At 69.4% G+C, this 12,109-nt stretch carries 12 protein-coding genes; 6 read left to right on the forward strand and 6 right to left on the reverse strand.

All coding sequences use genetic code 11. The features are described from left to right. On the forward strand, window positions 1-225 hold a 225-nt coding region (locus ACNA7R_RS11445), incomplete at its 5' end, for a cupin domain-containing protein (RefSeq protein ID WP_416283694.1). 155 nt (window positions 226-380) lie between these two features. Here the strand turns inward: ACNA7R_RS11445 and ACNA7R_RS11450 are convergent. The 3 genes from ACNA7R_RS11450 to ACNA7R_RS11460 all read right to left on the reverse strand — a co-directional run bounded on the left by ACNA7R_RS11450 (window position 381) and on the right by ACNA7R_RS11460 (window position 2,433). Next, entirely contained in the window at window positions 381-575 is a 195-nt protein-coding gene (locus tag ACNA7R_RS11450; RefSeq protein WP_005555336.1) for a cold-shock protein, read from the reverse strand. Between the two features lie 83 nt (window positions 576-658). Further along, window positions 659-1,750: an asparagine synthase-related protein gene (locus ACNA7R_RS11455; RefSeq protein ID WP_416283695.1), complete on the reverse strand. Its 1,092-nt coding sequence runs from the start codon at window positions 1,748-1,750 to the stop codon at window positions 659-661. Beyond that, window positions 1,747-2,433 carry a PHP domain-containing protein gene (locus ACNA7R_RS11460; protein WP_416283696.1) on the reverse strand — a complete coding sequence of 229 codons (687 nt, stop codon included), beginning with the start codon at window positions 2,431-2,433 and terminating at the stop codon, window positions 1,747-1,749. The genes ACNA7R_RS11455 and ACNA7R_RS11460 overlap by 4 nt, the downstream gene beginning before the upstream one ends. Before the next feature lie 330 nt (window positions 2,434-2,763). Between ACNA7R_RS11460 and purL the strand changes: the two genes are divergently transcribed. Further along, window positions 2,764-4,971, forward strand: a complete 2,208-nt coding sequence (gene purL, locus ACNA7R_RS11465) for a phosphoribosylformylglycinamidine synthase subunit PurL (RefSeq protein ID WP_416283697.1) — start codon at window positions 2,764-2,766, stop codon at window positions 4,969-4,971. Window positions 4,972-5,054: 83 nt separating this feature from the next. After that, window positions 5,055-5,639, forward strand: a complete 585-nt coding sequence (locus ACNA7R_RS11470) for a response regulator transcription factor (protein ID WP_416283698.1) — start codon at window positions 5,055-5,057, stop codon at window positions 5,637-5,639. On the opposite strand, the gene ACNA7R_RS11475 is transcribed toward ACNA7R_RS11470, so the two are convergent. Both ACNA7R_RS11475 and ACNA7R_RS11480 read right to left on the reverse strand, forming a co-directional pair. Continuing rightward, window positions 5,600-7,450, reverse strand: coding sequence for a PAS domain-containing protein (locus tag ACNA7R_RS11475; protein ID WP_416283699.1), 1,851 nt, complete (start codon window positions 7,448-7,450; stop codon window positions 5,600-5,602). The genes ACNA7R_RS11470 and ACNA7R_RS11475 overlap by 40 nt on opposite strands. 135 nt (window positions 7,451-7,585) lie before the next feature. Then, entirely contained in the window at window positions 7,586-8,572 is a 987-nt protein-coding gene (locus tag ACNA7R_RS11480; protein WP_416283700.1) for an ornithine cyclodeaminase family protein, read from the reverse strand. Window positions 8,573-8,685: 113 nt separating this feature from the next. On the opposite strand from ACNA7R_RS11480, the gene ACNA7R_RS11485 reads away from it, so the two are divergent. The 3 genes from ACNA7R_RS11485 to ACNA7R_RS11495 all read left to right on the forward strand — a co-directional run bounded on the left by ACNA7R_RS11485 (window position 8,686) and on the right by ACNA7R_RS11495 (window position 11,653). Continuing rightward, window positions 8,686-9,777: an NAD(P)/FAD-dependent oxidoreductase gene (locus tag ACNA7R_RS11485; protein ID WP_416283701.1), complete on the forward strand. Its 1,092-nt coding sequence runs from the start codon at window positions 8,686-8,688 to the stop codon at window positions 9,775-9,777. A 39-nt stretch (window positions 9,778-9,816) separates the two neighbouring features. Further along, window positions 9,817-10,983, forward strand: coding sequence for an NAD(P)/FAD-dependent oxidoreductase (locus ACNA7R_RS11490; protein WP_416283702.1), 1,167 nt, complete (start codon window positions 9,817-9,819; stop codon window positions 10,981-10,983). Window positions 10,984-11,320: 337 nt separating this feature from the next. Beyond that, window positions 11,321-11,653: a 2Fe-2S iron-sulfur cluster-binding protein gene (locus tag ACNA7R_RS11495; protein WP_416283703.1), complete on the forward strand. Its 333-nt coding sequence runs from the start codon at window positions 11,321-11,323 to the stop codon at window positions 11,651-11,653. On the opposite strand, the gene eis is transcribed toward ACNA7R_RS11495, so the two are convergent. Then, window positions 11,650-12,109, reverse strand: a 460-nt coding sequence (gene eis / locus ACNA7R_RS11500) for an enhanced intracellular survival protein Eis (protein ID WP_416283704.1), incomplete at its 5' end; no start/stop codon positions are given. The two genes, ACNA7R_RS11495 and eis, sit on opposite strands and share 4 nt — an antisense overlap.

The raw sequence follows: 12,109 nt of genomic DNA on the forward strand, positions 1-12,109 counted from the left end.
TTCGCCCTCGGGCCGGGCGCGACCCTGGAGCCCCACGAACACGGCGATAGCACGAACGTCTTCCACGTCCTCGAGGGGACGGTGACGGTGCTACGGGACGACGAGCGCGAGGAGATCGAGGCGCCGGGCGTGGTGCTCAACGAGCGCGGGGTCGAACACGGCGCGGAGAACGAGACCGACGAGACCGTGATCTTCACGGCGAGTCTCTGCCCGCTGCCGTCCTGACTGGCGCGCTTCTCGCGGTTCGACTCGGTCGCGAAACGCCTCGAGAGAAGCCTCTCGGCGCTCGAGCGGTCGTCACTGCCGACGGCGCCGGCTGTCGCGTGTGAGTTCTCAAAAACGAATCGCCGTCTACCGTCTTTCAACGGAGAGAAGCGAGATTAGTTGCGGACGACGTTCGTCGCGCGGGGGCCCTTAGGGGCCTGGTCGATGTCGAATTCGATCTCTTCGCCTTCCTCGAGGTCCGGGCCGCCGACGTCTTCCATGTGGAAGAAAACGTCCTCGTCCGCGTCGTCCGTGGAAATGAAACCGTAGCCGCCTGTGTCGTTGAAGAAGTCAACGTTACCTTTCGCCATTACAAACAACTGTAGGGCCAGTTCTCGGATAAGGGTTGCGAGGGTCGCGGTACCACGACCGTCGCCTGCGCTGCACACGGCTTTCACGCCTCCAGCAACGAATCGACGTACTTCGTGACGTGGTCGTCCATCCGCCGTTTGTACCCCGCCTGGCGGGCAAGTCGGTCGAGTTCGCGGGCGACGAGGCTGCCGTACTGCACCGCCTTCTTGTCCCGCATCGCGACCGCCTCGGGCAGGTACTCGCTTGCCACCCGCCGGAAGCCGCGCTTTCGGATCTCGTCGTCGGCGAGCAGTTCGTCGGGCAAGCGGAGCGCGGCGTCGACCACGCCGTCGTACAGCAGGGGGGCGACGGGCTCGAGCCCCGCCGCCTCGACGGCGCGGACGTCCCGGGGGAGCTGCTCGGGGAGGCTGTAGATTCCCTCGCGGACCGCGCCCCGGATGGTCTCGGCTTCGACTCTGTGGTCGAGGCGGACGACCTTCTCGTAGCCGCCGAACAGCTCGTCGGCGCCCTGGCCGACCGCCAGCGCCTCGTACCCGTCGCGAGCGACCGCCTTGCCGACCAGGTACAGCGGCAGCGCGATCCCGACGTCCATCGCGTTCGTCCGTTCGATCGCGCGGGCGACCTCGGGGACGGCTCGCTCGAGGTCGGCGGGCTCGAGTTCGACGACGGTGAGTTCACGGCCCATCGCGTCGGCCGCCGTGCGGGCGGCCTCGACGTCGTGGCTGTCCGGGAAGCCGACGACGTAGATCGGGGCGTCGAGCAGTTCCGCGACCAGCGCCGAGTCGACGCCGCCGGAGAACGCGACCGCGATCTTGAGGTCGCGCTCCCGAACGCGTTCGATCGCCGTTCGAAGCGAGCGATCGAGGGTCTCGAGGACGAGTTCGGGATCGTCGGGGGTCGGCTCCGGGAGCGACCAGACGCGGGAGGGCGCCTCGCCGGAACTCGCGACCGAGCCCGCGGGGAAGAGCGCGGGATCCTCGAGGGCGCCGGGTTCGAACGCCCACGCGTCGCCCGCGCGATCGGCACCTCGCTCGACGAACAGCGGCACTCGTCCCAGCACGTCCCGAACGAGTCGGCCGTCGACCTCGCCCGCGAAGCCGAACGTTCCCGGCAGTGGCTCTCCGATCTCGAGGGCCTCGCGGACGGTGTCGGGATCGGTCCCGCGAAGCGTCATCGAAGCAGTCCGAGCGCGGTGTTTCTGATGCGTCGCGTGACGCCCCCGCCGAACTGGCGGAAGCTGATGTGCCACGGAGTTCGTTTCCCTTCGACCGACGTCCTGCCCTCCCGGATCGCCTCGAGGATCGCCGCGGCCGAGCGCTCGTCGGCGTCGACGCGGGTGACCGCCTGTCCGACCATCTCGCTGATGTGGGCGTCGCTGCCCGCGGTCATCGACATCCCGTGCTCGCGGGCGAACCGCCTGGCCTGGCGGTTGGCTCGCCCGGTCAGCAGCCGCGAGTTGTAGACCTCGATCGCGTCCGCCTTCGTGAGCTCCTCGGCGGCGATGCGGGCGGTCACGCCGTGGCGCGACTGCTGGAACGGATGGGGGATCACCGCCAGCCCGCCCTGGTCGCGAATTCGCTCGAGGGTCGTCTCGTAGGACAGTCCCGGCGGCACGGCCTCCTCGATCCCCAGTCCGAGGATGTGTCCGGCCGTGCTCGAGATCTCGATCGCCGGCACCCCGACCAGGCCGTACTCGGGGGCGCGTTCCGCGGCCTCGAGGCTCGCGTCGATCTCGTCGTGATCGGTAATGGCGATCGCGTCGAGGCCGACGGCCTCCGCTTGCTCGAGGATGAGCTCGACGGAGTCCCGGCCGTCATAGGACAGCGACGAGTGGGCGTGAAGTTCGACCGACAGCACGAGTACGTCTTTCCGCCGGTCGGTCAAAAACACCCCGATCGGCGGCTCGAATCCGTCTGTCGCAGCGGCGACTGAGTGACGGGTAGATACGATCGAGACGACCGTCCCTCGAGGATCGGGTGGCTCCGATCGCTCAGGGGAGACGCGTGATTTCCGTCAGAAACGCCGGCTGCTAATCGTAAACGAAAACGCAAGCGAATACGAAAACGCATTCGCTATCTCGATAGGCGTCGCAAATTCACGACTGGGGAGTCCCCTTTCGGAGCATTTGATAACCACGAACGTGCATATGGAAACCCATATACTGCCCGACTTTCATCACCTAGGTGAATGAGCCTTGCCGATTCGGACCGCGAACTCGTCGTCGAGGAACTCGAGCGGGAGCCCACGCCCGCGGAGGCGGCGCTGTTCGAGAACCTCTGGAGCGAGCACTGCGCGTACCGCTCCTCGAGGCCGCTGCTGTCGGCGTTCGACAGCGAGGGGGAACGGGTCGTCGTCGGGCCGGGTGACGACGCGGCGGTCGTCGCGCTGCCGGACCCCGAGACGGGCGAGAACGGCGACACCTACGTCACGCTGGGGATCGAGAGCCACAACCACCCTTCCTACGTCGACCCGTTCGACGGCGCCGCGACCGGCGTCGGGGGGATCGTCCGGGACACCCTCTCGATGGGCGCCTACCCGATCGCGCTCGCGGACTCGCTGTACTTCGGCGCGTTCGACCGCGAGCACTCGCGGTACCTGCTCGAGGGCGTCGTCGAGGGGATCAGCCACTACGGCAACTGCATCGGCGTCCCCACAGTAGCGGGTAGCGTCGACTTCCATCCCGACTACGAGGGGAATCCGCTGGTGAACGTCGCCTGCGTCGGACTGACCGACGAGGACCGGCTCGTCACGGCCGAGGCACAGGAGCCGGGCAACGAACTCGTCCTCGTGGGCAACGCGACCGGTCGCGACGGCCTCGGCGGTGCAAGCTTCGCCAGCGAGGACCTCGCGGAGGATGCGGAAACCGAGGACCGGCCCGCGGTCCAGGTCGGCGACCCCTACGCGGAGAAGCTGCTGATCGAGGCCAACGAGGTCCTCGTCGAGGAGAACGTGGTCGAATCGGCGCGCGACCTCGGTGCCGCCGGACTGGGCGGGGCCTCGAGCGAACTCGTCGCCAAGGGCGGTCTCGGCGCCGAGATCGACCTCGAGCGCGTCCACCAGCGCGAGCCGAACATGAACGCCCTCGAGATCCTGCTCGCCGAATCGCAAGAACGGATGTGTTACGAGGTCGAGCCGGGGAACGTCGATCGAGTCCGTGAAATCGCCGAGCGGTTCGATCTCGGCTGTTCGGTTATCGGCGAGGTCGCGGAGGGCAACTACACCTGTACGTTCGAGGGGGAGACCGTCGTCGACGTCGACGCCGAGTTCCTCGGCGAGGGGGCGCCGATGAACGACCTGCCCGCCGAGGAGCCCGAATCACCCGAGACCGACCTACCCGAGGTCGACCTCGAGGATGCCCTCGAGACGGTCGTCTCGAGCCCGAACACGGCCTCGAAGCGGTGGGTCTACCGCCAGTACGACCACGAGGTCGGCGTCCGGACGAGCGTCGGGCCGGGTGACGACGCCGCGATAATCGCCGTCAGGGAGGCAAGCGCGGAGCGTGGCTCCGCGGACGAGTCGAGCGGTGGTAACCGCGAGACCGAAACCGGGCTCGCCATCTCCTCGGGTGCCGCCCCGAACTGGACGGACACCGCGCCCTACGACGGGGCTCGAGCGATCGCCCTCGAGAACGCGACCAACGTCGCGGCCAAGGGCGCGACCCCCCTCGCCGCCGTCGACTGCCTCAACGGTGGCAACCCCGAGAAGCCCGACGTCTACGGCGGCTTTACGGCGATCGTCGACGGGCTCGCGGAGATGTGCGCCGAGCTGTCGACGCCCGTGGTCGGCGGGAACGTCTCGCTGTACAACGACTCCGTCGCGGGACCGATCCCGCCGACGCCGACGCTGGCGCTCGTCGGCACGAAGGCGGGGTACGACGCCCCACCCCTGTCGGTCGAACCCGAGGGAACCCTCCTGCTCGTCGGCGACCGCGGCCTCGAGTCCGGCGAGTTCCGCCTGGGCGGTTCGGAGTACCTCGCTCGCTTCGACGGCAGTGATCGGTTCCCCGCCCTGCCCGAGGAGCCGGCCGCCCTCGTCGAGACGCTCGCCGACGTCGCGAACGCCGACTCGACGCTCGCGGTCCACGACGTCAGCCACGGCGGGCTGGCGGTCGCGCTCGCCGAGATGATCACGGCGGAGGCGGGACTCGAGGTCGATATCCCCGCTGGCGACCGGCTCGGCGCGCTGTTCCACGAGCAGCCGGGTCGTGCGCTGATCCAGACCGACGACCCCGACGCCGTCCACGAGGCGTTCGACGGCGTCGCCCCGGTCTACGAGTTCGGCGCTGCGACCACGGACGGGCGGCTCACCGTTCGGGACGCCGACGACGAGCTGTTCGCGCTCGATGCGACTACCGTCGCCGACTGGCGGGCGACGATCGAGCGCGAACTCGAGTAACGCCTCGCCACCGAGCCCGGTATCTTGATATACGATCGGGCCGAAAGCTACGACAAACTGATAGCTACAGGAGTGGCCACCCAATGGATACCGATACCCCCTCCGTGCTGCTCGTCGAGGACGAACCCGACCTCGCCGAGCTGTACGCTTCCTGGCTCGAGGCGGGGTATCGCGTCGAGACCCTCCGCGACGAGACGGCGGCCCGAGAGCGACTCGAGGAGGGGTTCGACGTCGTCGTCGTCGACCGCTGCCGGCCCGACGAGGGGACCGAGCTGTGCGACGCGATTCGCAGCCGGGAACTCGACAGCCGGACCCTGATCGTCACGGGAACCAGACCCGACGCCGAACCCGAAGAGGCGGCGTTCGACGACTACCTTCTCAAGCCGCTATCGCGGGACGAACTCCGGCGCAGCGTCGAGAACCTGCTGTTGCGACGCACCTACGACGAACAGCTCGGCGCGTACTTCGAACTCGTCTCGAGGAAGGCCGCTCTCGACGGGCAACTCAGCGAGGCCGAACGACAGTCGAGCCAGGAGTACGCCGAACTCGAGGATCGGATCGCGGTCCTTCGCACCGAGGTCGACGAGACGCGCTCGCAGCTCCTCGATCGGGGCCACAATCGGCGGCTCTACCGGGACGTCTCGTCCGTCCCCGACCCCTCCGGCTGATCGGTCCCCCCGCCTCGCTCGAGGGTCGTGATCTCCCGGAGTTCGATCCGCCTTCGCCCCTGCTCGTCGCGTTCGATCGCGGGGTGCCAGCCGTGAGCGCGGGCGATCGCCTCGAGGACCGCGAGTTCGAGCCCGCGAGCGTCCTCGGCTCGGTCGCCGGGATCGGTCGCGTCGTCGCGAGCGAACAGTCCGCGAGCGCCGTCCTCGAGGGTCCCGATCTCGACCGTCACGGCCGCGCCGTCGGCACGCGACGCGATCTCGTCGAACGCCGACTCGAGGAGGTGGCCGAACCGCTCGCGGTCGGCCCGGAGCGTCGCCCGATCCTCGAGAACGACCGCGTCGGCCTCGAGCCGGGAGGACGCGAGCGCCGCCTCGATCGCGTCGGAGAGGTCGATCCGGGAGCGCGCGCCGACGGCGGAGGCGTCCCGGGCGAGTTCCCGAACGTCGTCGACGAGGCGATCGGTTCGCTCGAGGGTCGCCTCGATCTCGGATTCGGCCAGCGGGAGCTCCCACTCGCCGTCGTCCGCCTCGAGGATCGACGCGACCTGCTCGAGCTGGCACTGCAGATCCCCCGAGAGGATCCGTGCGATCTCCTCTAACCGTTCGGTCTGGCGTTCGATCCGCTCGGTTCGCTCGCGGAGGACTCGCTCCCTGTCGGTTCGGTCGAGCGCGGCCCGGGTGTTCTCGACGAGCGTCGAGAGCAGTTCGACGTCGGTCTCGTCGAACGCCTCCGGTTCGAACGAGCCGGTCATGAGCACGCCGTGGGTGCCGATCGGTGCGATGATCTCCGACTGTAACGGCGTGTCGGGGTTGTACAGGTCGTCGACGGTCCGGAGGTCGTCGAACCGCTCGATCTCGCCGTCCTCGAAGACGTCCCAGACGATCCCCTCGCCCGGCCGAAACCGGGGGAAGCCGCCGAACTCGTCGTAGGCCTCGGCCGTGCCGGCGACCGGCTCGAGGTAGCCCCGCTCCTCCTCGAGCAGCCAGACGCCGCTGATCGGCAGGCCGAGCAGGTCGCTGCCGGCCCGGACGGCGACGGCGCAGATCTCCGCGGAGTCGTCGGCCTCGAGGAGCCACCGGGTCACCTCGTGGAGCGATTCGACGAGCCGTTCGTACTCGCGACGATCAGTGACGTCCCTGACGACCGCCGCGGCGGTCGCGGTTCCGTCCCGGACCGGGACGATCTGCAGTTCGCCGATCCGATCGCTCCCGTCGCCGTCGGTGACCGGGAGCTCGAACCGGCGCTGTCGGGCCAGCCCCGACTCGACGTCGCCGATCCCGCGGCGGATCGCCTCGCAGTCGTCCTCGGGGATCCCGGCGAGTTCGGTCAGCGCCTCGACGCGCTCGCCGACGAGCGAGCCGCGGTCGGCACCCAGAAATTCGGTCATGGCCCCGTTGACGGCGACGATCCGCCGGTTTCCGTCGATCGTGACGACGCCGTCGTCGATCGCCTCGATGACCGCGGCGTGGTGGTCGACGCTTCGCCGTCGGTCGTCGAGTTCGAGCACGAATGCGGAGAGCCCCTCCTCGGCGGGGTAGGCCCGCAGCTCGAACCGCGCCTCGCGCTCGTGGTGGTAGAACTCGAACGTCGTCGGGAGGTCGTCGTCGACCGCCCGGTAGAACGCCTCGGGGAACTGGCTCTCGAGGGTCGCGGGAACGCCATCCCGAACGGACCGACCCAGCAGCTCCTCCCTCGAGGCGCCGAACAGCGCCGCCGCCTCGTCGTTGAGGTAGGTGAATCGGAGCGACGCATCGAGCGCAAAGACGCCGTCTGCGATCCGATCGACGAACGGGACCGAGCGCACCGTCACGGCGGATCCCCCCGCTCGTCTCGTCCTCGGCTGCCATCTCGAGCCGAACGGGTTCGGATTCCGATCATCGATACAGAGAAACCGTTAGGGACGAGGGGATTTGAGTTCCGCGGCCGCACCTGCCACGTCGAGAGCCTACAGCGAGTTCTCGGTCCCGAGGTCGGCCTCGAGTGCCCGGTCGTAGACGAATCCCGCGGTCGCGGCGTCGAGCACCGCCGAGCCGACGCTGGCGGCCACGACGACGTCGTCGGGTGACTCCCGACCGAACTCCCCCGCGAGGACGCCACCGAGGGGGACCAACTCCCGGTCGCCGTGTTCGCGAAGGTCGCCCGTCTCGGCGGCCTCCTCGGGGACGTCGGCCACGATCGTCGCCGCGCGGTCGACCGTCGTCGCGTCCAGCTCCCGCATCTCGGGCGTGTAGGCCCCGACCGCGACGACCAGCGCCCCGGCCGAAAGCGCCTCCCCCGGGAACACCGGCTCGGTGCTGGTCGTCGCCGTCACGACGACCGAGGCCCGGCTGACGGCCTCGCGGGGCGTCCCGACCGCGCTCGCCGAAACGCCGAGTTCGGCCTCGAGTTCCTCGGCGCAGGCGACCTTCGAGTCGCTGGGCGAGTACACCCGGATCGACTCGAGCCGGGAGCCGACCGCGGCAGCGATCGCCCGCGTCTGCCAGCGAGCCTGCGTGCCGGCGCCGATCACGCCCAGCTCTATCGGTCCCGACGGCGCCAGCTCGCGGGCGGCGAGCCCGCCGATACAGCCAGTTCGGGCGCTGGTGATCCGGTTCGCGGCCATGTACGCCAGCGGCTGGCCGGTCTCAGCGTCGGTGAGCGCGAGCTGGGCCGTGACCGTCGGCAGCCCCCGGTCGGGATTCTCCGGACAGACGGTCGCGAGCTTCGTGGCGGCGTAGGGCTCGCCGTGGATATACGCGGGCATACACAGTCCCGTCCCGGTCGACTCCGTCGGCGCGTCGGGATCGAGCCCCGTCCCGATCGGGTAGTGGGGCCGCTCCGGGCGCTCGACCTCGCCCGCGTACTGCTTCTCGAAGGCCTCGGCCAGAACCGGGAGCAACGCCTCGAGCTCGAGCATCGACGCCACGTCCGCATCGGAGAGCACACGTACCATAGGCCGACTATCGTCGGCCCCCCACTTCATACGGACTGCTGTACGCCGTTGACCGCGCACCCGCGAGCCGAACGGCGGGAAACGACTGTAGTCCCGGCCCGCGAAGGGAGCGTATGCACACCGTCATCGTCGGCGGCGGGATCGTCGGCACTGCCATCGCCGCCCGCCTCGGTCCGACCGACCACGAGGTTACGCTGCTCGAGCGATCCAAAATCGGCGAGGAGACGACGGCAGCCTCCGCCGGATTGTTGATGCGGACCGTCGTCGGTCCCGACCCCTTCGACCTCCGGATCCGGGAGCGCGCCCACCGCCGGTATCGGGAGCTCCGCGAGGACAGCCTCGAGACCGATCGGATCGGCATCGTCTACGTCGCCGAGACGCCGGCGTTCGCCGACCGCCTCGCGGACTCCGCGGGGCGGCTTCGCGAGGGCGGGATCGACGCCTCCTTTCTCGAGTCCTCCGAACTCGTCGGAGTCGGAATCGAGCCCGAGGGCCTCGAGGGCGGGCTCTACACGCCCGAGGACCGGGTCTGCGATCCCGTCGCCGCAGCGACCCTGTTCGCCGACCGCGCGCGGGCGGCGGGCGTCGACGTCCGAACCGGGGTTTCGGTCACCGACGTCGAGACCCGTGAGGGTGCCGTCGCGGCCGTTGAGACCGACGAGGGCCGGCTCGCGGCCGACCGTGTGATCAACGCGACCGGGCCGTGGGCGCCGCAACTCGACGAGGCCGTCGGGATCGAACTGCCGTTGTGTCACACCCGCGGGCCGATGCTTGCGGTCGAGACGGGCGAGCCCCTCGAGGGACCCACCGCTATCTTCGAGTCCAAGCGGTACGTCCGGCCCACCGAGAGGGGCGCGTGGCTCGGCGCCTACCGGACCGACTACACCGAGGGCCAGCGCTACGACCTCGCGGACCGCTCGATCTCCGCGTCGTTTCGCGACTCCGCACGGGAACTCGAGGCGTTCGTCCCCGGCCTCGAGGGCGCGACGGTCGTCGACGACTGGGTCGGCTACCGGACCGTCACACCCGACGGCCGCCCGCTCGTCGGCGAGACCGGGATCGAGGGCTACCTCGTCGCGGTCGGGCTGAGCGGCCAGGGGATCACCCTGGCGCCCGCGGTCGCCGACGTCGTTCGCGGGATCCTCGAGGGCGACGTCGACCCCGAGTACCGCCGTCGGCTCTCGCCGACCAGGTTCCGGGACTGACGACGAACGCTTATGCCGTCCCGTGCCAACGTACCCCGTATGCGCACCGTCGTGATCGGTGGCGGAATCGTGGGGCTCGCGAGCGCGCTCGAACTCGCCGAGCGCGGGCTCGAGGTCGTCGTCTGCGAGAAAGGGTCGATCGGAAGCGGCAGCACGGAGCGGGCCGCCGGCGGGATCCGCGCGCAGTTCTCGACGCCGACGAACGTCGAACTCTCGCTCGCCAGTATGGCCGTCTGGAGCGAGTTCGAGGAGCGGTTCGGCGTCGACATCGACTACCGGCGGAACGGCTACCTGTTTCTCGCGCGCACCGCCGAGACCGCCGAGGCCCTCGAGACGGCCGTCGAGATGCAGAACGAGCGAGGGGTGCCCAGCGAGGTGCTCGAACCCGAGGCCGCCCGCGAGCGCTGTCCGGGGATCGATCCCGACAGGTTCGTCGCGGCGACGTACTCCCCGACGGACGGCTTCGCCGACCCCCACCTCGCGCTGCAGGGCTACGCCCGGGCTGCCGCCGACGCCGGGGTCGACGTCAGGACGGGAACGCCCGTCACCGACGTCCTGCGCGAGGACGACGGGACCGAATCGGGCGGCCGCGTCACCGGCGTCGAGACGCCCGACGGCCGCCTCGAGGCCGAGTACGTCGTCAACGCCGCGGGGCCGTGGGCGCGCCGGGTCGCCGCGATGGCCGACGTCGACCTGCCGATCGCGCCCAAGCGCCGCCAGATGGTCGTCGTCGAACCCGAGCGAGCGGTCCCCGAGACCGACCCGCTGACGGTCGACCTCGAGACTGGAACCTACTTCCGGCCCGAGCGCGATGGCGAGGCGCTGGTCGGCGGCCACCTCGCGGGACCGGACCCCGACCGGGATCCCGACGGCTACGACCGGGGGATCGACTTCGACTGGGCCGCCGACGTCCTCGAGACCGCGTCCGAGTGGGCGACCTACTTCGGGCCCGACTCCCGGATCAAACGGGGGTGGGCGGGGCTGTACGCCGTCACCCCCGACGACAACGCCGTCCTCGAGGAGACGGTCCCCGGCCTGATCACGGCCGCGGGCTTCTCGGGTCACGGCTTCCAGCACGCCCCCGCGACGGGGCGGCTCGTCGCCGAACTGATCGCCGACGGCGAGGCCTCGCTGGTCGATATCGGGGCGCTCTCGAGCGACCGGTTCGGGACCGAGCGCGAGCGGATCGAGCGGAACGTCGTCTAGCGTCGGGACTCCGATTTCGTGATCCAGACTCGGGAATTTCCGTACGAGCTCGATGGCTGGCTTTCCCTTCGGTCGGCCAGTCGACAGTACACGCCGCCATATACACCTGGTCATGATTCGTTCACCACCCACGTGCCAGGGATAGCCTCGAGACGTGTTCTCCCAGCGGGGAAGTCCACGAGACCGTTGACTGGACCATGACCAGGTGTATAGCCAGGACGGGACTCGGTCGGTTCCGTCCAAGACGGGAAACGAGACATCTCGCTGCAGTACCCGACGGTACTTCGCGCTGTGTCACCCCGGTAGAACCACGTGGCGTGAGAACGGACTGAACGGTATGGCCGAGGGAATTCCGGTACGGGTCGTCGCCGGAAACGAGGAGACGAGTATCGAGGTCGAACCCGGCAGGAACCTCCGAGAGGCGTTGCTCGAGCGTGACTTCCCGGTGTACGGAACGGTGTCGCAGTACGCCAACTGCGGCGGTCGAGGACTCTGTTCGACGTGTACCGTCGAGGTCGATCCCGCACCGGAACCGGTCCACTGGCACGACGCTGCCGCCGTTCGATTCGGTTACCCGCGGCTCTCCTGTTGTATCGCGGTCGAGGAGCCGATGACGGTCAGACTTCTGGACAAACACGTCTGGGGAAAGGTCGTTCCACGTCGGTTCTAGAAGTGGTGGCCGAGGTAGACGTCGTCCTCGGGGAAGAACCCCTCGAGCACCGCCACCGTCCTATCGTCGGCCTCAAGTCGACCCGCGTACGCGAGGGCGCTCGCGGATCGCGTGCCGACGGCGAGCTGCGAGAGCGCGCCGATGTCGAGAGTCGCGTCGGGCTGGCCGTCGCTGTCGACCCGCTCGCAGGTCGCGGCTCCGTCGGTCGCCTCGAGGACGAACCGGCCGTCGTTCCAGTCGGCGAGGGGATCCTCGACCTCGATCTCGAGTTCGGCGTCGGCCTCGCCCGCCGTCAGCGCGGGAAGCCCTTCGGCGACGTCGACGAGCCGGACCATCGGGCCGTTCTCGAGGGAGGTCTCGATCTCGTCGGGGTCGCGCGCGAGTTTCCGGACGGGAACGGTCTCGGAAACCCGCAACTCCACGCGGTCGACCTGCGAGTCGTGGTCGGCGCAGAAC

The sequence above is a fragment of the Natronococcus sp. genome (genome assembly GCF_047921035.1).
Taxonomy (GTDB): domain Archaea; phylum Halobacteriota; class Halobacteria; order Halobacteriales; family Natrialbaceae; genus Natronococcus.

Bases quoted from the DNA above. Each gene is read 5' to 3' on its own strand.
- ACNA7R_RS11455 (WP_416283695.1), bottom strand. From the start codon at position 1,750: ATGACGCTTCGCGGGACCGATCCCGACACCGTCCGCGAGGCCCTCGAG.
- ACNA7R_RS11450 (WP_005555336.1), bottom strand. From the start codon at position 575: ATGGCGAAAGGTAACGTTGACTTCTTCAACGACACAGGCGGCTACGGT.
- purL (WP_416283697.1), top strand. From the start codon at position 2,764: ATGAGCCTTGCCGATTCGGACCGCGAACTCGTCGTCGAGGAACTCGAG.
- ACNA7R_RS11485 (WP_416283701.1), top strand. From the start codon at position 8,686: ATGCACACCGTCATCGTCGGCGGCGGGATCGTCGGCACTGCCATCGCC.
- ACNA7R_RS11490 (WP_416283702.1), top strand. From the start codon at position 9,817: ATGCGCACCGTCGTGATCGGTGGCGGAATCGTGGGGCTCGCGAGCGCG.
- ACNA7R_RS11495 (WP_416283703.1), top strand. From the start codon at position 11,321: ATGGCCGAGGGAATTCCGGTACGGGTCGTCGCCGGAAACGAGGAGACG.
- ACNA7R_RS11470 (WP_416283698.1), top strand. From the start codon at position 5,055: ATGGATACCGATACCCCCTCCGTGCTGCTCGTCGAGGACGAACCCGAC.
- ACNA7R_RS11480 (WP_416283700.1), bottom strand. From the start codon at position 8,572: ATGGTACGTGTGCTCTCCGATGCGGACGTGGCGTCGATGCTCGAGCTC.